This window comes from Serratia sp. NPDC078593 (assembly GCF_050268245.1).
Lineage (GTDB): Bacteria > Pseudomonadota > Gammaproteobacteria > Enterobacterales > Enterobacteriaceae > JBNNGK01.
The window spans coordinates 180676-206946 of sequence record NZ_JBNNGK010000002.1 but is presented as its reverse complement, the minus strand read 5'-3'; the positions used below and the strand labels follow the sequence as shown (position 1 = coordinate 206946).

At 51.6% G+C, this 26271-nt stretch carries 24 protein-coding genes, 5 tRNA genes and 5 other RNA genes; 1 reads left to right on the top strand and 33 read right to left on the bottom strand.

The genetic code is table 11. The annotated features are described in order from the left end of the window. Positions 1-47: 47 nt before the first annotated feature. The 29 genes from ACQKDS_RS03060 to sdhC form a co-directional block, all read right to left on the bottom strand. Positions 48-177: non-coding RNA, RtT sRNA (locus tag ACQKDS_RS03060), on the bottom strand. 43 nt (positions 178-220) lie between these two features. Further along, positions 221-296: transfer RNA gene (locus ACQKDS_RS03055), tRNA-Lys, on the bottom strand. 100 nt (positions 297-396) lie between these two features. Beyond that, a non-coding RNA gene (locus ACQKDS_RS03050) (RtT sRNA) lies at positions 397-519 on the bottom strand. A 16-nt stretch (positions 520-535) separates the two neighbouring features. Beyond that, a non-coding RNA gene (locus tag ACQKDS_RS03045) (RtT sRNA) lies at positions 536-658 on the bottom strand. 16 nt (positions 659-674) lie between these two features. Continuing rightward, positions 675-750, bottom strand: a tRNA-Lys gene (locus tag ACQKDS_RS03040). A gap of 101 nt (positions 751-851) precedes the next feature. Continuing rightward, positions 852-974, bottom strand: a non-coding RNA gene (locus ACQKDS_RS03035) — RtT sRNA. A 16-nt stretch (positions 975-990) separates the two neighbouring features. Next, positions 991-1066, bottom strand: a tRNA-Lys gene (locus ACQKDS_RS03030). Between the two features lie 6 nt (positions 1067-1072). After that, positions 1073-1148: transfer RNA gene (locus ACQKDS_RS03025), tRNA-Val, on the bottom strand. A 133-nt stretch (positions 1149-1281) separates the two neighbouring features. Beyond that, a non-coding RNA gene (locus ACQKDS_RS03020) (RtT sRNA) lies at positions 1282-1404 on the bottom strand. Positions 1405-1420: 16 nt separating this feature from the next. Then, positions 1421-1496: transfer RNA gene (locus ACQKDS_RS03015), tRNA-Lys, on the bottom strand. A 176-nt stretch (positions 1497-1672) separates the two neighbouring features. Beyond that, positions 1673-2437, bottom strand: coding sequence for a cell division protein CpoB (gene cpoB, locus ACQKDS_RS03010; RefSeq protein WP_399665639.1), 765 nt, complete (start codon positions 2435-2437; stop codon positions 1673-1675). A 9-nt stretch (positions 2438-2446) separates the two neighbouring features. After that, positions 2447-2959, bottom strand: a complete 513-nt coding sequence (pal, locus tag ACQKDS_RS03005; protein WP_399665637.1) for a peptidoglycan-associated lipoprotein Pal — start codon at positions 2957-2959, stop codon at positions 2447-2449. Positions 2960-3003: 44 nt separating this feature from the next. After that, on the bottom strand, positions 3004-4296 hold the full coding sequence (tolB, locus tag ACQKDS_RS03000; RefSeq protein ID WP_399665634.1) for a Tol-Pal system beta propeller repeat protein TolB: 1293 nt from the start codon (positions 4294-4296) through the stop codon (positions 3004-3006). Between the two features lie 121 nt (positions 4297-4417). Beyond that, positions 4418-5551, bottom strand: a complete 1134-nt coding sequence (tolA, locus tag ACQKDS_RS02995; RefSeq protein ID WP_399665631.1) for a cell envelope integrity protein TolA — start codon at positions 5549-5551, stop codon at positions 4418-4420. A gap of 78 nt (positions 5552-5629) precedes the next feature. After that, positions 5630-6058 (bottom strand): colicin uptake protein TolR, encoded by a 429-nt coding sequence (gene tolR / locus ACQKDS_RS02990; RefSeq protein ID WP_399665628.1) that lies wholly within the window; start codon positions 6056-6058, stop codon positions 5630-5632. A gap of 12 nt (positions 6059-6070) precedes the next feature. After that, on the bottom strand, positions 6071-6754 hold the full coding sequence (gene tolQ, locus ACQKDS_RS02985; protein WP_039992358.1) for a Tol-Pal system protein TolQ: 684 nt from the start codon (positions 6752-6754) through the stop codon (positions 6071-6073). Next, on the bottom strand, positions 6751-7155 hold the full coding sequence (gene ybgC / locus ACQKDS_RS02980; protein ID WP_399665624.1) for a tol-pal system-associated acyl-CoA thioesterase: 405 nt from the start codon (positions 7153-7155) through the stop codon (positions 6751-6753). Before ybgC ends, tolQ begins: the two co-directional genes overlap by 4 nt. 131 nt (positions 7156-7286) lie before the next feature. Next, entirely contained in the window at positions 7287-7580 is a 294-nt protein-coding gene (gene ybgE, locus ACQKDS_RS02975; protein ID WP_399665621.1) for a cyd operon protein YbgE, read from the bottom strand. Next, positions 7580-7693 carry a cytochrome bd-I oxidase subunit CydX gene (gene cydX / locus ACQKDS_RS02970; protein WP_021805265.1) on the bottom strand — a complete coding sequence of 38 codons (114 nt, stop codon included), beginning with the start codon at positions 7691-7693 and terminating at the stop codon, positions 7580-7582. Before cydX ends, ybgE begins: the two co-directional genes overlap by 1 nt. A gap of 17 nt (positions 7694-7710) precedes the next feature. Next, complete coding sequence (gene cydB / locus ACQKDS_RS02965; RefSeq protein ID WP_399665618.1) at positions 7711-8850, bottom strand: cytochrome d ubiquinol oxidase subunit II; 1140 nt, start codon at positions 8848-8850, stop codon at positions 7711-7713. Between the two features lie 14 nt (positions 8851-8864). After that, the gene (cydA, locus tag ACQKDS_RS02960; protein WP_399665616.1) at positions 8865-10433 is read right to left on the bottom strand and encodes a cytochrome ubiquinol oxidase subunit I; all 1569 of its coding nucleotides are present in this window, start codon (positions 10431-10433) and stop codon (positions 8865-8867) included. Between the two features lie 796 nt (positions 10434-11229). After that, positions 11230-12102 carry a succinate--CoA ligase subunit alpha gene (gene sucD / locus ACQKDS_RS02955; protein ID WP_399665613.1) on the bottom strand — a complete coding sequence of 291 codons (873 nt, stop codon included), beginning with the start codon at positions 12100-12102 and terminating at the stop codon, positions 11230-11232. Then, positions 12102-13268, bottom strand: coding sequence for an ADP-forming succinate--CoA ligase subunit beta (sucC, locus tag ACQKDS_RS02950; protein ID WP_399665610.1), 1167 nt, complete (start codon positions 13266-13268; stop codon positions 12102-12104). Before sucC ends, sucD begins: the two co-directional genes overlap by 1 nt. Positions 13269-13376: 108 nt before the next feature. Continuing rightward, the gene (gene odhB, locus ACQKDS_RS02945; protein WP_399665607.1) at positions 13377-14591 is read right to left on the bottom strand and encodes a 2-oxoglutarate dehydrogenase complex dihydrolipoyllysine-residue succinyltransferase; all 1215 of its coding nucleotides are present in this window, start codon (positions 14589-14591) and stop codon (positions 13377-13379) included. Positions 14592-14609: 18 nt separating this feature from the next. Then, positions 14610-17417: a 2-oxoglutarate dehydrogenase E1 component gene (gene sucA / locus ACQKDS_RS02940; RefSeq protein ID WP_399665605.1), complete on the bottom strand. Its 2808-nt coding sequence runs from the start codon at positions 17415-17417 to the stop codon at positions 14610-14612. Positions 17418-17711: 294 nt separating this feature from the next. Then, positions 17712-18428 carry a succinate dehydrogenase iron-sulfur subunit gene (locus ACQKDS_RS02935; RefSeq protein ID WP_399665602.1) on the bottom strand — a complete coding sequence of 239 codons (717 nt, stop codon included), beginning with the start codon at positions 18426-18428 and terminating at the stop codon, positions 17712-17714. Between the two features lie 18 nt (positions 18429-18446). After that, complete coding sequence (sdhA, locus tag ACQKDS_RS02930) at positions 18447-20213, bottom strand: succinate dehydrogenase flavoprotein subunit (protein ID WP_399665599.1); 1767 nt, start codon at positions 20211-20213, stop codon at positions 18447-18449. A 3-nt stretch (positions 20214-20216) separates the two neighbouring features. Beyond that, positions 20217-20564 (bottom strand): succinate dehydrogenase membrane anchor subunit, encoded by a 348-nt coding sequence (sdhD, locus tag ACQKDS_RS02925; RefSeq protein WP_399665596.1) that lies wholly within the window; start codon positions 20562-20564, stop codon positions 20217-20219. Beyond that, on the bottom strand, positions 20558-20947 hold the full coding sequence (gene sdhC / locus ACQKDS_RS02920; RefSeq protein WP_399665593.1) for a succinate dehydrogenase cytochrome b556 subunit: 390 nt from the start codon (positions 20945-20947) through the stop codon (positions 20558-20560). Before sdhC ends, sdhD begins: the two co-directional genes overlap by 7 nt. Positions 20948-21697: 750 nt before the next feature. Here sdhC and ACQKDS_RS02915 point away from each other — a divergent pair. Continuing rightward, on the top strand, positions 21698-22987 hold the full coding sequence (locus ACQKDS_RS02915) for a citrate synthase (protein WP_399665590.1): 1290 nt from the start codon (positions 21698-21700) through the stop codon (positions 22985-22987). Between the two features lie 71 nt (positions 22988-23058). On the opposite strand, the gene nei is transcribed toward ACQKDS_RS02915, so the two are convergent. Genes nei through ACQKDS_RS02895 form a run of 4 tightly spaced genes read right to left on the bottom strand, consistent with a single transcriptional unit; the run spans position 23059 to position 26263 of the window. Beyond that, positions 23059-23850 (bottom strand): endonuclease VIII, encoded by a 792-nt coding sequence (nei, locus tag ACQKDS_RS02910; protein ID WP_399665586.1) that lies wholly within the window; start codon positions 23848-23850, stop codon positions 23059-23061. Positions 23851-23874: 24 nt separating this feature from the next. Beyond that, positions 23875-24519: a pyroglutamyl-peptidase I gene (gene pcp, locus ACQKDS_RS02905; protein WP_399665583.1), complete on the bottom strand. Its 645-nt coding sequence runs from the start codon at positions 24517-24519 to the stop codon at positions 23875-23877. An 8-nt stretch (positions 24520-24527) separates the two neighbouring features. After that, complete coding sequence (locus tag ACQKDS_RS02900; RefSeq protein ID WP_399665579.1) at positions 24528-25535, bottom strand: DUF979 domain-containing protein; 1008 nt, start codon at positions 25533-25535, stop codon at positions 24528-24530. Next, positions 25532-26263, bottom strand: coding sequence for a DUF969 domain-containing protein (locus ACQKDS_RS02895; protein ID WP_399665576.1), 732 nt, complete (start codon positions 26261-26263; stop codon positions 25532-25534). The genes ACQKDS_RS02900 and ACQKDS_RS02895 overlap by 4 nt, the downstream gene beginning before the upstream one ends. Between the last annotated feature and the right edge of the window lie 8 nt (positions 26264-26271).

The window sequence follows — 26271 nt, the reverse complement described above, 5'->3', positions numbered from 1 at the left end:
ATAAGCAAAATGCGTTTCAGGATCATACTTTGGGGGATCTTGCAGAATGGTGGGTCGTGCAGGATTACTCGGCCTCTGGCCTCGCCCTTCGGGCAAACGCCAGCGTTGTTCAAAATCGCTCCCGCCGATTTTGTCGAACCTGAACGCAGGTTCTCACCCGCACGACGCGTGCTATAGGCAGAATGCGTTTCAGGATCATACTTTGAGGGATCTTGCAGAATGGTGGGTCGTGCAGGATTCGAACCTGCGACCAATTGATTAAAAGTCAACTGCTCTACCAACTGAGCTAACGACCCACTGATGTGGTTTACTGCTGAACGACAAATACAGATAGAAGACTGTATTGTAGAAATTATGCTGCTTCACAATCCTGCATCTTGCCAATACATCAATAATTGGTGGGTCGTGCAGGATTACTCGGCTTGCGCCTTGCCCTTCGGGCCATCACTGCGTGATGTTGTCTCGCTTTCGCTCGACTCGAACCTTGACGGTTCTCATCCTTTACGACTTAATATCTTACCAAATCATCGAAAATTGGTGGGTCGTGCAGGATTACTCGGCTTTCGCCTTGCCCTTCGGGCCATCACTGCGTGATGTTGTCTCGCTTTCGCTCGACTCGAACCTTGACGGTTCTCATCCTTTACGACTTAACATCTTACCAAATCATCGAAAATTGGTGGGTCGTGCAGGATTCGAACCTGCGACCAATTGATTAAAAGTCAACTGCTCTACCAACTGAGCTAACGACCCACTGATGTGGTTTACTGCTGAACAACAAATACAGAAGAGAAGACTGTATTGTAGAAATTATGCTGCTTCACAATCCTGCATCTTGCCAATGCATCAATAATTGGTGGGTCGTGCAGGATTACTCGGCTTTCGCCTCGCCCTTCGGGCCATCAATGCGTGATGTTGTCTCGCTTTCGCTCGACTCGAACCTTAACGGTTCTCATCCTTTACGACTTAACATTTTGCCAAATCATCAATAATTGGTGGGTCGTGCAGGATTCGAACCTGCGACCAATTGATTAAAAGTCAACTGCTCTACCAACTGAGCTAACGACCCATGCAGTGGTGGGTGATGACGGGCTCGAACCGCCGACCCCCTCCGTGTAAAGGAGATGCTCTACCAACTGAGCTAATCACCCACAAGCGTGGTTACTGCAAAACTTCCTAGCGGAAACTGATTTTCGTCATGCTGGATGGTTCGGCTTTCGCTCGACTCGAACCTTGACGGTTCTCATCCTTTACGACTTAATATCTTACCAAATCATCGAAAATCGGTGGGTCGTGCAGGATTACTCGGCTTTCGCCTCGCCTTTCGGGCCATCACTGCGTGATGTTGTCTCGCTTTCGCTCGACTCGAACCATAACGGTTCTCATCCTTTACGACTTAACATCTTACCAAATCATCGAAAATTGGTGGGTCGTGCAGGATTCGAACCTGCGACCAATTGATTAAAAGTCAACTGCTCTACCAACTGAGCTAACGACCCAATTTCCTTGCTGCTTTAACATCTTGCAAGATGTCTTGGCAACGGCGGCATATATTACTAATTTATCGGAGCAGCGCAACCTAAATTTTGGCACATGGGGTTCAACTGCTTGTTCTTCACACGAATGAGCCCAAAATCAGGTCAAATCGACCAACTTCTGGGCTCATTTTTATGCATTAACTCGCGAGACGCTTCTTCGCCTGCTTAGCCGCATCGCTCGTCGGATACTGTTTTATCACCTGCTGGAACACTGCGTTGGCTTTATCAGCCTGACCTTTTTCCTGCATGATAATGCCGACCTTATACATTGCATCCGGGGATTTTGGCGATTTCGGATAAGTTTTCACCACCACCGCAAAATAATAAGCCGCGTCGTCTTTCTTACCCTTATTATACAGTAACTGACCAAGCCAATAATTGGCATTCGGCAGATAAGTAGACTTCGGATACTTTTTTATAAACTGCTGAAACGCAGGTATTGCCTGGTCATACTGTTTTTTTTCCAGTGCCAAAGAAACCGCTGCGTTGTAGTCGCTGTTTTCGTCTCCGGTACTGGCTGATGGCGCAGGTGCCGCCGCTGTGGCCGCACTACGGGTCTCAGCGGCAGCAGCCGTAGAATTCTGTGCCCCGCCCTGCCCAAGACTGTCTATTTGTGCATAGATTTGCTTCTGGCGTTCGACAACCTGATTCAACTGATATTGGCTTTCTTGGATTTGACCACGAAGTGAATCGATATCGCGCTGGTTGTCAGAGGCTTGCTGTTGAAGTTGGTTTAAAAGCTGACCCTGAGCATTGGTTATACGCTCAAGTGAGGTGACACGGTCTTCGACCGAGCCAGAGCCGACATTACTGATTGGCGCTTGGGCAGTAGCGGCCCATGGAGCCGCTACGCCAACCAGTAACGACAGACTCAAAAAATGACGTCTGAAGTTACTGTTCATAAAATTCTCTTAGTAAACCAAAACCGCACGGCGGTTTTTAGCATAAGCTTCGGCGTTGTGGCCCAGTACCGCAGGTTTTTCTTTACCGTAAGAAACGATAGAGACCTGATCGGCAGAAACGCCTTTACCTTGCAGGTACATTTTCACTGAGTTAGCACGGCGCTCACCCAGGGCAATGTTGTATTCCGGCGTACCACGCTCATCCGCATGACCTTCAACGGTCACTTTGTAAGATGGGTTATTACGCAGGAAAGTGGCGTGCGCATCCAGCATCTGAGCGTACTCAGAAGAGATGTCATACTTGTCTAAGCCGAAGTAAACAATATTGTTCCTTTGCAGCTCTTGCATCTGCAAACGTGCTTGTTCTTCGGAAGACAGGTTGCTGCTACCACTTTCCATACCAGTGCCGCCTGCGCCTACACCAGATTGGTCATTGTCTGCGCTTTTGTTAGAACTACAAGCTGCTACAGCCAGAACTGGCAGTGCCAGCAGAAGCCCTTTCAGCACTTTGTTCAGTTGCATTTCTTCGATCCTTTTATAGTTTGCCATACATATTTACACATGCATCACAGATACGGCGACCAGGCAGGGGATTTGACCTGTCCATCAGTTGCCGGAAGACGCGCTTTGAAACGCCCATCTGTCGATACCAATTGCAGCACAGAGCCCATATCTTGCGTCGAGCTATAGATCACCATGGTGCCGTTTGGCGCGATACTTGGGGTTTCGTCTAGGAACGTATTCGTCAATACTTGGACGGCTCCCGTTCCGAGATCTTGTTTAGCAATATGCTGAACACCATTATTGGTGGTCACCATTGCCAGGAATTTACCGTCGGCGCTCACTTCAGAGTCCTGATTCTGGGCACCTTCCCAGGTCAGACGTTGTGCGGCACCGCCGTTTGCACTGATTTTATAAATCTGTGGCCGCCCGCCCTGATCGGAGGTAAACGCCAGCGACTGACCATCCGGGAACCAAGACGGTTCGGTATTGTTGCTACGGCCATCGGTCAACTGTGTAATTTGCCCAGAAGCTAGGTTCATCACGTACAGGTTCAAACTACCACTCTTAGATAGTGCAAATGCCAAGCGGGTACCGTCTGGTGAGAATGCTGGCGCCCCATTGTGGCGAGGGAACGAGGCAATCTGACGCACCGCACCATTAGACAACGTTTGCACGACCAATGCGGAACGGCCACTTTCGAAGGTGACGTAAGCCAGCTTGCTGCCATCTGGTGACCAGCTTGGTGACATCAACGGCTCAGGCGAACGGTGCACAACAAACTGGTTATAACCATCATAATCCGCTACGCGCAGCTCATACGGGAATTTGCCGCCGTTGGTCTGCACTACGTAGGCAATACGGGTACGAAACGCGCCTTTGATGCCTGTCAGCTTCTCGAACACTTCGTCACTGACGGTGTGAGCGGAATAACGCAACCATTGCTTGGTCACTTTAAACTGGTTTTGCGCCAATACGCTGCCCGGCGAACCAGAGGTATCGACTAATTGGTAAGAAACCAGATAGCTCCCGTCTGCGCCTGGCTGAACCTGGCCGACAACGACCGCATCAATCCCCAAAGCAGTCCAAGCCGCTGGCGTCACTTCAGATGCAGTGCTCGGTTGTTGTGGCATGCGTGTAGTATCAATAGGGTTGAATTTACCGCTATTGCGTAAATCCGCACCGACAATCTTACCCACTTCTTCAGGCGGTGTGCCTGGCCCCGCCCATTTAAATGGCACCACACCGATAGGGCGTGCAGAGTCGACACCTTGGGTGATTTCAATGCGAACTTCCGCATGCAATACGGAGGCCCACAGTATTAAAAAACCTAATGCTACTCGAAATGCCTGCTTCATCTCATCTCCCTTATCCAGGCGGAATGCCTGCGATAAATTAGCAGAATTTTAACAAACCAACTCAAATAAAACTACATAATCCCTGTTGGTTACCTTAGTACATCCCTGCAGTATTCAACCGTTATTGTGGTTTAAAGGTAAGAGGAGCATTCTTAAACACCTCATACACCGCCTGACTCGGTGGTTTAGGGATGCGCGCCTGTTTTGCTGCGGCAATCGCTGCCTGACACAAGGCAGGATCGCCCCCCTCAGCCTTCACGCTAATCAACAAACCATCGGGTGCCAATTTGATTCGCAAATCGCACTGACGCCCTTTGTAAAGATCGGCATCATAGAATTTACTCTGGATAGCTGAGGTAATCTGCCCCAGATAACCACTGACTTCCGCACCACTGGCTCCGGCAGTTTTCGCGTTGCCCTGCCCTGCAGGCTTGCCGTCACCTTGTTGTTTAGCGCTACCTTTGGGCGCGTTTTTACCGTCTGCCAAGCCGCCAAACAAATCTTCAACCTCTGATGACTGTTTTGCTGCTTCAGCTGCCGCTTTTTTCTTGGCCTCTGCAGCGGCCTTTTTCGCCGCCTCCGCAGCCGCTTTCTTCTTGGCTTCAGCCGCTGCTTTCTGTTTGGCCTCTTCTGCTGCCTTGGCTTTCGCAGCCCGCTTTGCTTCTTCTGCCTGCTGCTTGGCCGCAGCGTCAGCTGCCGCTTGTTTCTTCGCCTCAGCTTCAGCTTTCTTTTTCGCCTCAGCCTGGGCTTTGGCTATTCTATCGGCTTCTGCTTTAGCTTTTGCCGCCGCTTGTTCAGACGCCTTTTGTTGTTCGCGCGCTTTCGCCGCCGCTGCTTCTGCGGCCTTCTGCTGCTCTGCGGCCTGTTTTTGTTGCTCCGCAGCCTGCTTTTGCTGGATCGCCGCTTTTTCTTGCGCCGCCAAACGTTCCTGCTCCAACGTTTTTAGCCGTTGTTGCTCTTCAGCCTGTTTCTGCCGCAGTTCTTCCGCCTGCTGATCCGCTTTCTTCTGACGCTGTTTTTCTGCACGCTGTGCGTCAGTACTCTGTTGCTGTTGGCGGTTGTATTGCTCCACCACCGCGCCCGGATCCACCATTACAGCGCCGACGACTGAACCTTCTCCACCACCACCGGCACTCATTTCGGTGTTTTCTTGTAGCGATCCCCAAATCAACAGGGCAATCAACACAATGTGCAGAACCACCGAAACAATAACGGCGCGGTTCAGCTTATCGTTTTGTTCAGTTGCCTTTACCAAAATAGATTCCCAAAAACTGGTGCTTAAACGGGGCTCCTGATGCGTAAAGCAGGAGCCAGGTTGCCGTTCGCCTTACGGTCAAATTGGCTGCGTCATCAAACCGACGGACGCGACGCCCGCTTGATGCAAGATGTTCAGCGCCTTAATAATTTCATCGTACGGCACGTCCTTCGCTCCACCGATCAAAAAGACCGTCTTCGGATTTTCAGCCAAGCGTGACTTAGCTTCTTCCGCCACCTGCTCTGGCGGCAACAGTTCCATACGATTATGATCAACCACCATGGTGTATTGGCCGACACCGGACACCTCAAGGATCACCGGCGGATTATCATCACTGGACACCGTTTTCGAATCAGTGGCGTCCGGCAGATCAACTTGCACACTCTGGGTAATGATTGGCGCCGTTGCCATAAATATCAACAACAGCACCAACAGCACGTCTAACAGAGGAACAATGTTAATCTCCGACTTCAGCTCACGCCGATTACGGCCGCGTACTCTCGCCATACAACCTCCTACTTATTTGCTGTCGCTGGAGAAGGCCTGACGATGCAGAATGGCGGTGAACTCTTCCATAAAGTTGTCGTAATTCTGCTCAAGCTTGTTTACTCGCTGGTTAAGACGGTTATATGCCATCACTGCCGGAATCGCGGCAAATAAACCAATAGCGGTAGCAATCAATGCTTCAGCGATGCCCGGCGCAACCATTTGCAACGTCGCCTGCTTTACTGCGCCTAACGCGATAAAAGCGTGCATGATGCCCCAAACGGTGCCAAACAGACCGATATACGGGCTGATTGAGCCCACGGTACCAAGGAATGGGATGTGGTTTTCCAACGTTTCCAATTCGCGGTTCATCGAAATGCGCATCGCACGTGATGCCCCTTCGATCACCGACTCCGGCGCATGGTTGTTCGCACGGTGTAGGCGGGCAAACTCTTTAAAGCCGGAGTGAAAAATTTGTTCTGAGCCTGTCAGGCTGTCTCGACGTGCCTGGCTTTCCTGATACAGACGCGAGAGCTCAATCCCCGACCAGAATTTGTCTTCGAAGGCTTCTGCGTCACGTGTCGCCGCATTCAAAATGCGAGTACGCTGAATGATGATAGCCCATGAAGCCACTGAAAAGCATATCAAAATCAACATGATAAGCTTAACCAGCAGACTCGCCTTCAAGAATAAATCTAAGATGTTCATGTCAGTCACTGCTTAAACTCCGCGACAATAGACTTAGGAAGCGCTCTCGGCTTCATTTGGTGTGGATCAATACAAGCAATCAACACGTCAGCCTGGCTCAGTAGAACGCCGTCAGCGTTGACAATACGTTGGGCAAAGGTAAGAGACGCCCCACGCATTTGAGTAATTTCACTCTGCACTTCCAACATATCGTCAAGACGAGCTGGCAGCAGATAATCTACCGTCATGCGCCGGACAGCAAACGCGATTTGCTCACTGAACAACTGCTGTTGATGAAAGTTATGCTGTCGCAGCATCTCAGTGCGCGCTCTTTCAAAAAAAGCAACGTAGCGGGCGTGATAGACCACACCACCGGCATCGGTATCTTCATAGTAGACACGTACCGGCCATCGAAATAACGTATTACTCACGGGACTTCCAAGCCAATGCAATTTAACGCTGTTACTATACGCAAGAGCGATCGGGTTGGGAATGGGTTACAAGATGGGATTGAAAATAATTATGGGCTGCGAGAGCCCATAATACGGGGATGTGGGGCAGTTTATAAAGAAACGTAAAGTAATCCTGCTGCCAGAATCACCATTGCCGGTAAGGGGGCAAAAAAAGCGCGCCACACCCTACGTTGCGGGCGGAAACCCACGCCATGAATCACGCCAGCGCAAACGGCCCACACCAGCAGAACACTTTGCCAACTCTCCAACGAGCTGGTTTGCGCTGCAAAACGCGTCGGGTCCCAGAACACGCACCCAGCCAGCACCAGCGCCAACACTAATGAAAGGGCCCGAATGGGGCCCTTGTCAGTGACAGCGTAGAGCTTGTCAGCTAGTGAACTCATCACTTACCGTCTTGCTGTGCTTTGGAGTCTTCGCTGTGCTCAAGCGCTAGCGCCGTAATAATACCGAAGGCGCAAGCAAGAAGCGTTCCGAGAATCCAGGCAAAATACCACATGGTTTAGCTCCTTATCCTTAGTACAGCGAATGCTTGTTGTTTTCGATGAAATTCTTATCCAGGCGACCAAACATTTTATAGTACGCCCAGCAGGTGTACGCCAGAACGATGGGAACAAAGATCAACGCCACCACGGTCATCACTTTCAGCGTCAACAGGCTTGACGTCGCATCCCACATTGTCAGACTCATGTTTGGATTCGTAATTGATGGCATCACGAATGGGAACATGGTCACACCTGCGGTCAGAATGACGCAAGCAATGGTGAGTGATGACATCAAGAATGCCCATGCGCCTTTTTCCAGCCGCGAGAACAGGATGGTAAACAGCGGTAATACCACCCCCAGCGCTGGCAGTGCCCACAACAGCGGATACTTGTTGTAGTTAATCAACCATGCACCAGCCTGATGAGCCACTTCTTTACGCAGAGGGTTAGACTCCGCTGCAGTGTTCAGCACCGAGGTCACCACATAACCGTCAATACCTTTCACCAGCCAAATACCGGCCAGTAAGAAGCACACCGCCATCACCAACGTCGCGATTTGCGCCGCAGCACGTGAACGCAGGTGAATTTCCCCGGTTGTGCGCATTTGCAGGTAAGTCGCGCCTTGGGTAATAAGCATCGTCAAGCTGACGACACCAGCCAACAGACCGAACAGGTTCAGCAACTGGAAGAAATTGCCGGTATAGAACAAACGCAGGTATTCATCCATATGGAACGGCACACCCTGTAACAGGTTACCGAACGCCACACCAAAGACCAGCGCGGGGACGAAAGAACCGACGAAGATGCCCCAATCCCACATATTGCGCCACCGGCTGTTTTCCAACTTGGAACGGTAATCAAAACCGACCGGACGGAAGAACAAGGCGGCCAACACCAAAATCATCGCAACATAGAAGCCGGAGAACGCCGCAGCGTAAACCATCGGCCAGGCGGCAAACAGCGCACCACCTGCGGTGATAAGCCAAACCTGGTTACCGTCCCAGTGTGGCGCGATGGCGTTGATCATTACCCGGCGCTCGGTATCGGTTTTACCAATAATCCGAACCAGGATGCCGACGCCCATGTCGAAGCCATCGGTGACTGCGAAACCGATCAGCAGTACGCCAACCAGCACCCACCAGATAAAGCGTAGTACTTCATAATCAAACATACATGGACTCCTGTTTAGCGCGCTTCCTGCACGGCGGCAGTCGGTTGTTCAAAGTGATAGCGGCCAGTTTTCAGGCTACTTGGACCCAGACGCGCAAACTTGAACATCAGATACATTTCAGCCACCAGGAACAGGGTGTACAAGCCGCAAATCAGCCCCATCGAGAACAGAATATCACCAGCGGTCAATGAAGAGTTAGCCACTGCCGTTGGCAGTACCTCACCAATTGCCCACGGCTGACGACCATACTCTGCGACGAACCAACCGGCCTCAACAGCGATCCATGGCAGCGGTAGGCCATACAACGCCGCACGCAACAGCCATTTTTTCTGCCCGATACGCCCACGCACAACACTGAGGAATGACAGACCAATAATGATCAACATCAGTACGCCACACGCCACCATGATACGGAAAGCGAAATACAACGGCGCAACACGTGGGATGGAGTCTTGGGTTGCTTGAGCAATCTGCTCTTCGGTGGCGTCTGCCACGTTCGGCGTATAACGCTTCAGCAACATGCCGTAGCCCAGATCCTTCTTAGCGTTATTGAACTCGGCACGAACGTTAGGATCGGTATTGCCAGAACGGAGTTCTTCGAGCAGTTGGTAAGCTTTCATACCGTTGCGGATACGGACTTCATGCTGCGCCATCAGATCCTTCAGGCCGGTAACCTGAGTATCGGTAGAACGCGTAGCGATCAAGCCGAGTGCATACGGGATTTGAATTGCGTAGGCATTTTCCTGTTTATCCTGATTCGGAATACCGAACAGGGTAAACGCCGCCGGAGCCGGCTGTGTTTCCCATTCTGCTTCAATCGCAGCCAGTTTGGTTTTCTGCACGTCGCCCATTTCGTAACCAGATTCATCACCCAGAACGATAACAGACAGTACCGCAGCAATACCAAAGCTGGAGGCAATGGCAAACGAACGCTTGGCGAACGCGACATCACGGCCTTTAAGCAGATAGTAGGCACTGATACCCAGAACAAACATCGCACCGGTGGTATACCCTGCGGCCACGGTGTGAACAAACTTCACCTGTGCAACCGGGTTTAGCACCAATTCAGAGAAGCTAAGCATCTCCATGCGCATGGTTTCGAAGTTAAAGTCTGAAGCGATTGGGTTCTGCATCCAGCCGTTAGCAACCAGAATCCACAATGCGGACAGGTTAGAGCCCAAGGCCACAAACCAGGTTACCGCCATGTGCTGTACTTTGCTCAGACGATCCCAGCCAAAGAAGAACAGGCCAACCAGCGTCGATTCAAGGAAGAACGCCATCAGACCTTCGATGGCCAACGGAGCCCCGAAGATGTCACCGACGTAGTGGGAGAAATATGACCAGTTGGTCCCGAACTGGAACTCCATGGTCAAACCGGTGGCCACACCCAGAGCGAAGTTAATTGCGAATAACTTGCCCCAGAATTTGGTCATATCTTTATAAATTTGTTTGCCTGACAGTACATATACCGTTTCCATTATTGCCAGCAAAAACGCCATGCCAAGCGTCAATGGGACAAATAAGAAGTGGTACATCGCCGTTAAAGCAAACTGTAAGCGCGACAGTTCGACAACATCAAACATCTTGACTCCTTGCTCCTCGCAGGAAGACTCCGACTTGCGGTTACCAGTATTACTCTCTTCAGAGTAGTAGCTAATAACGCCCCGCAGTGAATGCCCTTAAACACAACAATTTTGATCCAGCCTCTCTGCTTTCAACCGCACACTCAGGCCAAGCTCAAAACTTGGCGCGAACGCACCACTGAAAACCGAAAACGGATAACAATGACAACAAGATCAACTATTCATAATTACAATGCGATGATACTCGCCCAAACCCACACAATAAATAGGTTTTTACGTGACGCGGGTTGGAATTTTGGATACAGGTCAAAAGGTAGCCAAAAGTAGTACTCGGGTGCAAATTGATCTAAAACAATTTAAGCCTATCTGAACTTTATTTCCAGATTCATCACACTATTTCGCATAATTTTCTCAGGCTAGTGTTACGTAATAGTTCAATTGTTTTTTATTGATGCCATCGTGTTAATTAAATGTAATTTGCAAGATTGGCAATTGTATTATTTGACGATTAATATGTGATGAATATTAACCTTTTATTTCCATAATATTTTCATCGTGTATTTAGCCGAAAATCCACTTTACACCGATCAATCATAGACCAACTTTGGCACTTATTCCCGCCCACATACCGGATGTTTATCATGTCAAGACCAGCGCGGGCATCTGAGCTACGCGAGATGAAAAAAAGGCCACCCAAAGGTGGCCAAACATGTCGAGATCGTATTTTACCTGTCAGCTTTCAGGCTGCTACGTTGTTGGCAGCCGGAGACCGATTAAGTACATTCGAACCGCAATATTAGCGATTCAGTACGGCTTTCACTGCATCACCGATGTCAGCCAGGCTGCGTACGGTTTTCACACCAGCGGCTTCCAACGCGGCAAACTTCTCGTCCGCCGTGCCTTTACCACCAGCAATGATGGCACCCGCGTGGCCCATACGTTTCCCTTTCGGCGCAGTGACACCCGCGATGTAACCGACAACCGGTTTGGTGACGTGGTCTTTGATATACGCTGCCGCTTCTTCTTCCGCGCTACCACCGATCTCACCGATCATGACAATCGCTTCGGTTTGCGGATCTTCCTGGAACATTTTTAGGATATCGATGAAGTTAGAACCTGGGATCGGGTCGCCACCAATCCCTACGCAGGTCGATTGCCCCAAACCGGCATCGGTGGTTTGCTTCACCGCTTCATAGGTTAACGTACCAGAACGAGAGACAATACCCACTTTACCCGGCAGGTGAATATGACCTGGCATAATGCCAATTTTACACTCACCTGGGGTGATCACGCCCGGGCAGTTCGGGCCGATCATGCGCACGCCCGCTTCATCCAATTTCACTTTCACCGTCAACATATCCAGCGTCGGAATACCTTCGGTAATCGTAATGATCAGTTTAATTCCTGCGTCGACGGCTTCCAAAATGGAGTCTTTGCAGAACGGTGCCGGAACGTAGATAACAGACGCTGTAGCGCCAGTCGCTTCTACCGCTTCACGCACGGTATTGAACACCGGCAGACCCAAATGCGTGGTGCCGCCTTTACCCGGTGTGACACCACCGACCATTTTGGTGCCGTAGGCTATCGCCTGTTCAGAGTGGAAAGTTCCTTGGCTACCGGTGAAGCCTTGGCAAATTACTTTGGTGTTCTTATCGATTAAAATGGACATTATTTCCCCTCCACTGCCGCAACAACTTGCTGAGCCGCATCAGTCAGGCTGGTCGCAGCAATGATATTCAAACCGCTGTCCGCCAATTTCTTAGCGCCCAGTTCGGCGTTGTTACCTTCTAAACGCACCACCACCGGGACGTTCACGCCCACTTCGGCCACTGCGCCAATGATACCGTCGGCGATCAGATCGCAACGCACAATACCACCGAAAATGTTAACCAGAACGGCTTTCACTTTGTCGTCAGACAAAATAATTTTAAACGCTTCAGTTACACGTTCTTTAGTTGCGCCGCCGCCAACGTCCAAGAAGTTAGCCGGCTCACCGCCGTGCAGTTTAACGATGTCCATGGTACCCATCGCCAGACCAGCACCGTTCACCATGCAACCGATGTTGCCATCCAGCGCGACGTAGTTCAGTTCCCACTGCGCTGCACGGGATTCACGCTCATCTTCTTGAGAAAGATCGCGCATTTCACGCAGTTCAGGCTGGCGGAACAATGCGTTACCGTCGGCGCCCAGTTTGCCATCCAGACACACCAAATCGCCCTGTTTGGTGATAACCAGCGGGTTGATCTCAACCATCGCCAGATCGCGCTCAATGAACAGCGTCGCCAGACCCATAAAGATTTTGGCAAACTGGCTGACTTGCTTGCCGGTCAGACCCAGTTTGAACGCCAACTCACGCCCTTGGTAAGGTTGAGGGCCAGCCAGAGGATCGATGGTCATTTTGTGGATCAGTTCAGGGGTTTCTTCCGCCACCTTCTCGATTTCTACGCCGCCTTCGGTAGACGCCATGAAAACAATGCGACGGGTGCCACGGTCAACGACCGCACCCAAATACAGCTCTTTATCAATATCGGTGGCGGCTTCAACCAGAATCTGGTGAACCGGTTGACCCAGCGCGTCGGTCTGATAAGTCACCAAACGCTTGCCCAGCCAGGCCTCCGCAAACGCACGGATATCTTCTTTGCTATTAACCACTTTAACGCCGCCAGCTTTACCGCGGCCGCCAGCATGAACCTGACATTTAACTACCCACGGGCCGGAACCGATTTTAGAGGCGGCTTCTTCTGCTTCACGCGGTGTAGTACAGGCATAACCCGTTGGTGCCGGCATACCATACCGAGCAAACAGTTGTTTTGCCTGATATTCGTGTAAATTCATGATGTTCTATCCATTCAGGTCTGAAATTTTAGCCGGATCACAGATGCGGAAAAACCGGCCACATAGCACAGAGTATGGGCGCGTAAATCGCGCCCAAGTAGAGGGTTACTACACGTCCAGCAGCAGACGCGCTGGATCTTCCAGCATCTCTTTCACCGTCACCAGATAACCGACAGATTCTTTGCCGTCGATCAGGCGGTGGTCGTAAGACAACGCCAGATACATCATCGGTAGAATGACAACTTGGCCATTCACCGCCATCGGACGATCCTTGATGGCATGCATCCCAAGAATCGCGCTTTGCGGCGGGTTGATGATCGGGGTCGACATCAGCGAGCCGAAGACGCCACCGTTGGTAATAGTGAAATTACCGCCAGTCAGTTCTTCCACTTTCAATTTGCCGTCACGGCCTTTCACCGCCAGCTCTTTGATTTTCTTCTCGATGTCCGCCATGCTGAGGGTATCGACATCACGTAAAACCGGCGTTACTAAGCCACGTGGGGTAGAAACCGCAATGCTGACGTCGAAGTAGTTGTGGTACACCACGTCTTCACCATCGATGGAAGCGTTCACTTCAGGATAACGTTTCAGCGCTTCAACCACCGCTTTGATGTAGAAGGACATAAAGCCCAACCGTACACCGTGACGCTTTTCAAACGCTTCGCCATATTGTTTACGCAGATCCATAATTGGCTGCATATTGATTTCGTTGAACGTGGTCAACATCGCCGTGCTGTTCTTCGCTTCTAACAGGCGCTCAGCCACACGTTTACGCAAGCGCGACATTGGCACACGTTTTTCGGAGCGGCCGCTCAATGCTGGCTGCGGTGCGGCTTCGGCGGCGGGTTTCTCAGCTTTCTTGCCCCCGTTAGCCAGATGCGCATCCACGTCTTCACGCGTAATACGTCCACCCACGCCACTGCCTTTAATCGCGCTGGCATCAAGATCGTGTTCGGCGATCAGGCGGCGAATCGCCGGACTAAGCGCGTCATTACTCTCTTCCTCCAGGCTCGCGGTAGCACGCTGCGCTGGAGTGGACTCTACGCTCTGACTCTTCTCTTCGGTCGGTTTGCCGGAGCTATCGCCTGGGCGAATGCGGCCAAGAATCTGGCGAGAAAGTACGGTTGCACCTTCCTCTTCCACGATGGCGTCAAGGATACCGGCTTCACTGGCAGGCACTTCCAACACGACTTTATCCGTTTCGATCTCTACCAGCACTTCATCCCGGCTTACTGCATCGCCCGGTTTTTTATGCCATGTTGCCACGGTCGCATCGGCAACCGATTCAGGCAGGTCAGGAACCAGAATATCTACGCTACTCATTAGCTTTCCCTTAAATTTTTAATCAATATTCAGCGCATCATTAACCAGAGCCTGTTGCTGCTTCTGGTGTACGGACATATAACCCACTGCCGGCGAGGCAGAGGCTGGACGTCCGGCGTAACGTAAAGAGGCTCCGAAAGGAATCACTTCACGGAAATTATGTTGGCTGCAGTACCAAGCACCTTGGTTCAGGGGTTCTTCCTGACACCAGACGAAATCATGCACATGTGCGTATTGTTCCAACACCGCTTGTACCGCCTGATGCGGGAACGGATACAGTTGTTCAATACGGACGATAGCCACGTCATTGATGTCATTCTTACGACGCTGTTCCAGCAGATCGTAGTAAACCTTGCCGGAACACATCACGACACGCTTCACCGCTTTTGGATCCAGTTCGTCAATCTCACCGATTGCGGGCAAGAAGCTGCCGTTAGCTAATTCATCCAGCGAGGAGATCGCTAACGGATGACGTAACAACGATTTCGGTGACATCACCACCAACGGGCGACGCATACCACGCAGTGCCTGACGACGCAGCATGTGGTAGACCTGCGCTGGCGTGGACGGGATACACACTTGCATGTTCTGTTCAGCACACAGCTGTAGATAACGCTCCAGACGCGCGGAGGAGTGCTCCGGCCCTTGGCCTTCATAACCGTGCGGCAACAGCATGACCAGGCCACACATACGGCCCCATTTCTGCTCGCCGGAGCTAATGAACTGGTCAATCACCACTTGAGCGCCGTTAGCAAAATCACCAAACTGCGCTTCCCAAATGGTCAGGGTACGCGGTTCAGCGGTCGCGTAACCGTACTCGAATGCCAACACCGCTTCTTCAGACAGCACGGAGTCCCATACTTTGAACTCGCCTTGACCGGAATGCACATTGGACAATGGCACGTAAACGGAGCCATTTTTCTGGTTATGCACCACCGCGTGACGGTGGAAGAACGTGCCGCGGCCTGCATCTTCACCAGACAGACGAATCGGAATGCCTTCATCCACTAAGGTCGCATACGCCAAGGTTTCTGCCGCACCCCAGTCAAACGGTTTATTGCCCGCGGCCATCTCGGCGCGATCGCCATAGATTTTCGCCACGCGCGATTGCATTTCTACCGCTTCTGGCACGGTGCTAATGCGGCGCGCCAATTCCTGCAAACGCTTCTTCTCAACCTTGCTTGGGTACGCTTCATCCCACTCATGATTCAGATACGGTGACCAGGTAAAGGAATGCAGATTCATCGGACGCCACTCTTCAACCACGCATTCGCCACGATCGAGCGCATCGCGATACAGGTTGACCATTTCCGTGGCATCTTCCAGCGTGGCGACCTGTTGTTCAGTCAGCACATCGGCATAGATCTTGCGCGGTGTTGGGTGTTTTTTGATCTTCTGGTACATCACCGGTTGGGTTGCACTTGGCTCATCGGCCTCGTTATGCCCATGGCGACGGTAGCAGACCAAATCGATCATCACGTCACGCTTGAAGGTGTTACGGAAATCCAACGCCAGACGGGTCACAAACGCCACCGCTTCTGGATCGTCCGCATTCACGTGGAAGATCGGTGACTGTACCATCTTGGCAATGTCTGTACAGTATTGGGTCGAGCGCGCATCTTGCGGATTGGACGTCGTAAAACCAATCTGGTTGTTAATGACGATACGTACCGTACCACCCACTTCATAACCGCGCGCTTGGGACATGTTCAGGGTTTCCTGAACCACCCCCTGACCGGTGATCGCCGCGTCACCGTGGATGGTGATAGGCAACACCATGTTGCTGCGCGCTTCATCAAGACGATCGCGACGGGCACGAACAGACCCCATCACCACCGGGCTGACGATCTCTAGGTGCGACGGGTTAAACGCCAGCGCCAGGTGAACCATACCGCCTTCGGTTTCTACGTCAGACGAGAAACCTTGGTGATACTTCACGTCACCGGTGCCAAGGTGTTCTTTGTGCTTGCCAGCAAACTCGTCGAACAGATCGACAGGTTTCTTGCCCAACACGTTGATCAGCACGTTTAAGCGCCCACGGTGGGCCATACCCAGCACCACTTCACGCGTGCCGTTCTTACCGGCGTGGCGCACCATCTCTTTCAGCATCGGGACTAACGCATCACCACCTTCCAGCGAGAAGCGTTTCGCGCCCGGGAATTTCGCCCCCAGATAACGTTCCAAGCCTTCCGCTGCGGTGAGCTCGCTTAGGAAACGACGCTTTTCGTCATCGGTGAAGCTGGCATGACCCACCACTGATTCAATCCGCTGCTGAATCCAGCGTTTTTCTTCAGTATTGGTAATGTGCATGTATTCTGCACCGATCGATCCACAGTAGGTCTGCTTCAACGCCGCATACAGATCCGCCAGCTTCATGGTTTCTTTGCCGATGGCGAAAGACCCCACGTTGAAGGTTTCCTGGAAATCGGTTTCAGTCAGGTTGTGGTAGGCAGGATCAAGGTCAGGAACTTGTTCTTGCTGCCACAAACCAAGCGGATCGAGATTCGCATGCTGATGCCCACGAAAGCGGAAGGCGTTAATCAGCTGTAAGACCTTGACCTGCTTGGCATCGGTTTCAGGATCGGTGATGTTGGTATTATAACGCGCAGAGTCTTTCGCCAAGCGGCGGAAGTATTCACGTGTTTGGGAGTGGAGTTGATCGGGTTTGACACCCGCAGTGGGTAGCTGTTGAAAAATGGAACGCCAGCTATCTTCAACGGAGCCCGGATCGGTTAAAAAGTCTTCATAGAGCTGCTCTATGTAGGACTGGTTCGCGCCCGCCAGATAGGAGGAATCCAGCCAGGCCTTCATTGCGCCGTTCTGCATTATGATCCCTTAAGCTTTGAAGCTTCAGTTTTCGCCGTGGTTAACATAATTACCGTGATTAAAACGGTTTGCCGTAAAAACGGTTCACTCGACGTATCCCCTTCGTTGCTAATGCCAGGCATCAACGACGTTGGGTATTTATTACGTTTTGTTATGGACCTTTCGATCCCTTACAAGGAACCTCTAAAAACCGGCGGGACGAACCTGATTGCCTGTTGCCACAATCACGGGTCAGTTTTTAGAGGCTTCCTGCCAATATGCGCCGGGCAAACCCGGCGCAGAATTTTATGCGTATTATGCGCCGCGTTGCAGCAGCATGGACTTGATGTGACCAATCGCACGGGTCGGATTCAAGCCCTTAGGGCATACACTGACACAATTCATAATGCTATGGCAGCGGAAAACACTGAAAGCGTCGTCTAGATCGTCCAAACGTGCTGTGGTTTCCGTATCACGGCTGTCAATCAGGAAGCGATAGGCTGCCAACAGACCTGCCGGGCCGACGAACTTATCAGGATTCCACCAAAACGATGGGCAAGATGTAGAGCAACAGGCGCATAAAATGCACTCATAGAGACCATCGAGTTTTGCCCGCTGATCCGGTGACTGCAGGTGCTCACGCGCCGGAGGATTCTTACCATCGTTCAGCAAATAAGGTTTAATCTTCTCATATTGGGTATAAAACTGACCCATATCAACCACTAAGTCGCGCACCACCGGCAAACCGGGTAGCGGGCGGATAACGATTTTGCTATTACCTTTGCGCAGGCTGGAAACCTGCGTGATACACGCCAGACCGTTTTTACCGTTCATGTTCAGGCCATCCGAACCGCACACGCCTTCACGACACGAACGACGAAATGCCAGCGTTGGATCCTTTTCTTTCAGCAAGATCAGCGCATCCAGTAACATCATGTCGCGGCCTTCTTCCGCTTCAAGCTGGTAATCCTGCATACGCGGCGCGTCGTCAACATCCGGGTTATAGCGATATATTGAGAATTCGAGTTTCATCCATCGATCTCCGCGAAATTAGTAAGAACGCACTTTCGGCGGGAAGGCCGGGCGCAGTGTCGGTTGCATGTTCACTTCACGACGCGTCATACTTTCCGACTGTGGAAGATACAGCGAATGACACAGCCAGTTGGCATCGTCACGTTCCGGGAAGTCGAAGCGGCTGTGTGCGCCACGGCTCTCGGTACGGAAGTTGGCCGAAACGGCGGTGGAAAACGCAGTTTCCATCAGGTTATCCAACTCCAGACATTCAATGCGCTGAGTGTTGAATTCGCTGGAAGTATCATCCAAACGCGCATTCTTCAAGCGTTCACGGATCACTTTCAACTCTTCCAATCCTTTCGCCATCGCATCACCCTCACGGAATACCGAGAAGTTATGCTGCATGCAGGATTGCAGTGCCTTACGGATTTCAACCGGATCTTCACCGGAACGGGTATTGTTCCAGCGATTCAGACGATCTAGCGATGCTTCAACATCAGAGTCGCTGGCGTCACGGCTTTCGCCCTGCTCTGCCAGAGATTCTTGCAGGTGCATACCGGCTGAACGACCGAACACCACTAAATCAAGCAACGAGTTACCGCCCAAACGGTTAGCGCCGTGTACCGAAACGCAGGCTATTTCACCGACTGCAAACAGGCCAGGAATCACCACGTCTTCGCCTTTTTCGTTCACGGTCAACGCCTGACCGGTCACTTTGGTAGGAATCCCACCCATCATATAGTGGCAGGTTGGAATCACCGGAATTGGCTCTTTTACCGGATCAACGTGCGCAAAGGTGCGTGACAGCTCAAGAATACCCGGCAGACGGGATTCCAAGACATCTTTACCCAAGTGATCCAGCTTCAGCTTGGCATGCGGCCCCCACGGACCATCGCAACCCCGGCCTTCGCGAATTTCAATCATGATAGAGCGGGCAACCACATCACGGCCTGCCAGATCTTTAGCGTTTGGCGCATAACGCTCCATAAAGCGTTCGCCATGCTTATTCAGCAGATAGCCACCTTCACCGCGACAACCTTCGGTGACCAGTACCCCAGCACCAGCGATACCGGTAGGGTGGAACTGCCACATTTCCATATCCTGCACCGGCACGCCGGCGCGAATCGCCATACCGACACCGTCGCCGGTGTTGATGTGAGCATTAGTGGTTGACTGGTAAATACGCCCCGCGCCGCCGGTCGCCAGCACGGTCGCTTTAGCTTTGAAGTAAACCACTTCACCGGTTTCAATACAGATGGCGGTCGTCCCCACCACCGCGCCGTCCTGGTTTTTTACCAGATCCAACGCGTACCATTCGGAGAAGATAGTGGTGTGATTTTTCAGGTTCTGCTGATACAAGGTGTGCAGTAACGCATGGCCGGTACGGTCAGCCGCCGCCGCCGTACGCGCGGCCTGCTCGCCACCAAAGTTCAGCGACTGGCCACCAAATGGGCGCTGATAAATACGGCCATCATCCAGACGGGAGAACGGCAAACCCATATGTTCCAGCTCCAGAATGGCTTCCGGGCCGGTTTTACACATATACTCGATAGCGTCCTGATCGCCGATGTAATCGGATCCTTTCACCGTATCGTACATGTGCCATTCCCAATTATCTTCGTGGCTGTTACCCAGCGCGACGGTGATACCGCCCTGAGCAGACACGGTATGGGAACGGGTCGGGAATACTTTAGACAGCAAGGCACAGGTTGAGCCCGCTTGAGAAATTTGCAGTGCCGCGCGCATACCTGCGCCGCCTGCACCGATAACCACTGCATCGAACTCTCTGACTGGCAGTTTCATTGTTTACGCACCCCACACTACGATTGTTCCGTACAGTAAATAGACCAGCAACGCGACGACAATCGCCAGTTGCAACACCAAGCGTAATGCCAGTGGCTTGATGTAGTCCGTCAGCACCTGCCACATCCCGATCCAGGCGTGAACCAGAATCGACAACAGTGTCAGCAGGGTGAATACCTTCGTAATAGCGGTGGCGAAGAAACCGCGCCAGATTTCATAAGTGATGTCCGGAGCCGTAACAACAAAGCCCAGGATATAGAGAACATACAGGGTGATGACGATAGCGGAAGCACGCAGTAACAACCAATCGTGTACGCCGTTGCGTCCTAATGCAGAAACATTGTTTACCATACGAGGACTCCAGCCAGAATTGACAGCACAGCCGTCAACACGAACGCCACACGGGCAGAGCGAACGCCAGCCACTAAACTCTCTTCGATATAGCCAAAATCCATTAACAAGTGACGGATGCCACCGCAAATGTGATAGGCCAGCGCGGTGAGGATCCCCCAGAATATGAATTTAACGAAGAAGCTATTCATGATGGCGGCAGCCTGCAGGAAACCCTCTTGGGAGGAGAGTGACATGCCCAGCAGCCAGAGTAGGATACCCACGGCAACGAAGGTAATTACGCCAGAGACTCGGTGTAAGATGGACGCTATCGCCGTTACAGGAAACCGGATCGTTTGCAGATCCAGATTGACAGGTCTTTGTTTTTTCACGTTTTTGCCCACACAGCTCTTATTATTTTCCTTCCTCCGGCCTGGGCGGGGATCAGACAGCGTTAAGAGCCAAAACCCTTATACGTCACGCGCTCAAACAACCACTTCCTTGGTGCTTAAACGGCGCGTTGTCATATACCTTATGAATGTCAAGTCACTATCTATAAACTGCGCCTTGATAGACGAAAGATATAACGCTGGGTGCTCCTACTTCAGGGTAATCCGGAGACCTGGCGGCAGTATAGGAGGTTCACATTCTGATTACAATTCCCGTACAATCCCTTTGATAACATTTCCCCTGAACAGTGATTAAGATCACGATTTTCACAAATGGCACAAAATTAATTATCTGATTTGACAACAGATCAACATTTCCATTACATATAGGGGCACAAACGGTCCTATGATGCGCTATAGGTCAACAGATACACTTTCCCCTACGCACAAGTTATGCAACAGTGTATTTGGTTAAAACCCCCAAACACGTCGTAGGTAATGATTAACAGAAAATAACGAATTCAACGAATCGTTAACAACTGGTCACCCGTCTCGTTCGTTTGGTCTAACCCATCGCCTTCACATTACGGCTATTCCAGCCGTGAATGGAAAGCTGAAAGGTTGAGCACTCTGTACCCTACCCGCGCAATTGCGCAGTCGCTCACAGAGTTTGCGCCCACTTTGCTTATTTGTGGGCAACTTGCGGAGATTTAAGGTATTTCAGTTGTTAGAGGTTTTTAAATTAAGGCGCTAAGGAGACTGTAAATGACTGATAAGAAAGCGACGCTAACGATCAATGGCTACGAAGATCCGATCGAACTAGGCGTACTCACCCCAACGCTGGGTCCAGATGTCCTCGACGTCCGCGCCTTGGGTGCCAAAGGTTATTTCACATTTGATCCCGGCTTTACCTCCACGGCTTCCTGCGAGTCAAAAATCACGTTCATCGATGGTGAAAAAGGCATTCTTCTGCACCGTGGCTTCCCGATTGAGCAATTAGCGAAAGAATCATCGTATCTTGAAGTGTGCTACATCCTGCTATACGGCGAAACGCCTACGCCGGAAGAGTTCGAAACCTTCAAAACCACCGTGACCCGCCACACCATGATCCACGATCAGATCACCCACCTGTTCCGCGGTTTCCGTCGTGACTCCCACCCTATGGCGGTGCTGTGCGGCGTAACCGGGGCGCTGGCGGCGTTTTACCACGATGCGCTCGACGTTAATAACGAACGCCACCGTGAAATTACCGCTTTCCGTCTATTGTCTAAAATGCCAACCGTGGCAGCAATGTGTTACAAATATTCGTTGGGTCAACCGTTCGTTTATCCGCGTAACGATCTCTCCTACGCAGGTAACTTCCTGCACATGATGTTTGCGACACCGTGTGAAGAGTACGTTGTCAATCCTGTGTTAGAGCGCGCAATGGATCGCATCTTGATCCTGCATGCCGACCACGAGCAAAATGCCTCTACCTCAACCGTGCGTACCGCCGGTTCTTCAGGTGCGAACCCATTTGCCTGCATCGCAGCCGGTATCGCTTCCCTATGGGGGCCTGCGCACGGTGGTGCGAACGAAGCCGCACTGAAAATGCTGGAAGAAATCAAAACCGTTGAGCACATCCCTGAGTTTATCAAACGTGCCAAAGATAAGAACGACTCGTTCCGTCTAATGGGCTTCGGCCACCGCGTTTATAAAAATTACGATCCGCGTGCCACCGTGATGCGTGAAACCTGTCACGAAGTGTTAAGAGAGTTGAACAAGAAAGACGATAACCTGCTGGAAGTCGCGATGGAACTGGAACACATCGCGCTGAATGACCCGTACTTCATTGAGAAAAAACTGTATCCAAATGTAGACTTCTACTCAGGCATCATCCTGAAAGCCATGGGTATCCCCTCATCCATGTTTACGGTTATTTTTGCGATCGCGCGCACCATCGGCTGGATTGCACACTGGAACGAAATGCACGATGAAGGCATCAAAATTGCCCGTCCGCGTCAGTTGTATACCGGCTATGCCGAACGCGATTTCAACTCCCAGTTGAAAAAATAATACCGATTTAGCCTCGCTAACGTGGACAAACGCCGCTCATTTGAGCGGCGTTTTTATTGCTAACGTCGCGCCTACTGCTGACACACCGGGCACCAATAAAACGGCCGTGAAGACAGCGTGGTTTTTTCGATCATCGCACCACAGCGCAGGCATGGCTCGCCGCTACGGTGGAACACGTTAAAGCGAAACAGCGCGCCATGATGCACATCATCATTCACTCGCCCCCGCGTCTGATAAGACAACCTCGGTATTTCCAATAGTGCCTGTGCCAATCGTTGCACGGCATCGGCCGTCAAATCATGTGGTTTATGTCGCGGTGCCAGCTGCGCCTGCCACAAAATTTCCGCACGCAGATAATTGCCCAACCCGGCCAGAAACGCCTGATCGAGCAGCATTCCGCCCAATTGTCGTCGGCAAAATGCCGGAGACAATAAACGTTGCGCCACCTGTTGCTCAGTCAACTCACTATCCAACACGTCTGGGCCAATGCGTTTGAGAAACGGGTGCTGCTCGATTTCTTCACGCGGAGCCACCGTAATATCGGATGCGCTATACAGCAAAATCGCCTGCTCTGCGGTTTGCAACCTAACGCGTAAATCACGCTTGGTATCCGGTGTTTCTCCAGACTTGGCCACTTTCCACACGCCGTACAGTTGATTATGGCTGTACAACGTTAAGCCGTTGGAAAAATGAGTCAATAAGGCTTTGCCCCGCGGCTCAATGGCGATAATGCGCTCACCAACCAATTCTGCCTGATAGTGTTTTAACTGCGGAAAAGCGAACCAGACATCAGTGAGCGGCTGCGCCAACACCGCCGCGACTAATTTATCTGCCGCCCGCCGAATCTCCGGTCCTTCCGGCATAAGTACAACTCCTTAATTCTCGGCTTAATGTGTCGCGCCACCGACGACTTTCAAATCGTGCTCCATCTGCAACGCAACTGAAATCGCCAATTCTAAGGCAAACAATACGGTGCTGGCGGCCATACTTGGCGAACCCGGATGCGCCGCTGCCTGTTCTGGCAGATAGGGAATATGCATAAACCCCCCTTTGATTTCGGGGCGCTCACATAAACGGTGCAGCAATCCGTACATCACATGATTGCAAACAAAGGTACCCGCGGTTTGCGATACCGATGCAGGGATCCCCGCTTCGCGCATCGCTGACACCATCGCTTTAATCGGAAGGGTACTGAAGTATGCCGCCGGGCCACCGCTGACAATCGGCTCATCGATCGGCTGCTGGCTTTGATTATCAGGAATACGCGCATCATCAATATTAATGGCTACCCGTTCCAATGAAATATCGCTGCGCCCTCCGGCTTGGCCGATCGACAGCACCATGATCGGATCAACGTCATCAATGGCGGCGTTTAACACCGTTAGTGCCTCACCGAATACGCATGGCAATTGGCGTGCAACCACGTGCACGCCAGCCAACTGCATATCATTTAATTGCCGAACCACTTCCCATGAAGGATTAACATGCTCACCATCAAAGGGTTCAAAACCGGTGATTAATACTTTTTGCATGCGTTCTCCTAGAGGAACATCAAGAAATACAGCAAAAAGACGTTAACCAGCAACAACAAGATGCCGGTCGGAATCTGCGCCTTGATGACCGCATTTTTATCCGGCAGTGCCAATAAGGCTGCCGGTACAATGTTAAAGTTAGCCGCCATCGGCGTCATTAGCGTACCGCAATAGCCTGAAAACATGCCAATCGCCGCCATCACCGCTGGGTTACCGCCATGCTGCAACACCAGAATAGGAATGCCAATGCCAGCCGTGACGATTGGAAACGCAGCAAACGCGTTCCCCATTATCATCGTTAACACCGCCATCCCCACCGCATAGACCGCTACCGCAATAAAACGATTATCGACCGCCAGATATTCCTGTGTCAGATGGGAAATCGCCGTGCCGACGCCGGCCACGGTAAACAAGAGGCCTAATGTGGCCAGAATCTGCGGCAGAATAAACGCCCATCCGATCGAATCCAGCAGGCGGCGCGCTTCTTGTAGCGGCTGCGCGACGGTCTCACCGGTCATTTTCACCGCGACAATACCGCCAAGTACGACTCCCAACGCCATGGAGAATAACGTGATCAGCGTGGCATGATTCCCCGGGCCAAACACCGCGTGTTGCAACGCCGGAATATTGTTAAATAGCAATACACCAACGACCGTCACCAATGGAATCAGCAGAGCAGGAATAAACAGCCGATTACCCAACCGCTTAGCGCTGGCTTCTCGCTCTTGCGGTGAACGCTGGTGATAACTACCGAGCCTTACGCCGCCAAAACCGGCGATCAACGCCATCACTACCACTAAGCCACCAATGGTGATGTGTAATTTCTGCGCGGCTTCAGGCCCACTCCCGAACAGGCGGTAAGTCCACTCCCCCACCAGAAACACCAGCCCGTACAATCCCCAGAATAATCCCGTGGTAAAACGCCGTGGGTTACTACGATCGCGCAGTGACATCATCGCCACAATCAGCAGTACCCCGCCGGCCAGCCAATACAGATATTGCTGTTGGAAGTTCATGATGCCTCCCCTTTGGCTACCAACGCCGCTTGATTAAGCTGTGCCAGTTCAGCGCTCAGTTGTTTATCCATCCGATAAAGACGGAATGCATGGATCAGGAAAGCGAAAATCGCCGTTGGAATGCCCCACAGCGCAATGTGTAACGGTTCGGTCTGAATACCTCCCGACTCCAGCATAAAGTTATGCATAAAGATAATGGCACCAAACGCCACGAAAATATCCTCGCCGAAGAACAACCCAACGTTATCGGTCGCCGCCGACATGGCTCGCAGCCGGTAGCGCACCCGTTCGGGGAGTTCGCCATAACGGCTTTCCGTCGCGCCCTCAGCCATCGGCGCCAGCAATGGCCGAACCATTTGAGGGTGTCCACCCAAGCTGGTTAGCCCCATTGCCGCCGTGATTTCACGCACGAATAAATAAACAATCAATAACCGCCCGGCGGTGGCACTTTTAATTTTCGCAATCCACGCTTGCGCACGTTCTTTCAGCCCATGACGCTCAAGCAGGCCGATGACCGCCAGTGGCAACAACAAAATCAACGGCAGATTACGCGTATTCAGAAAACCTTCACCCAACTTTTCCAGAATCTGCGCCAATGGCATTAAGGCCGCCACCCCAGTGATAATACCCGCGACAATGACCACCAGCACGGGGTTAAAACGTAAAATAAAGCCAACCACGATGGCAGCAATCCCCATCAGTGGCCAAAGATTCACAGCCTGATCCATAGTGTTTT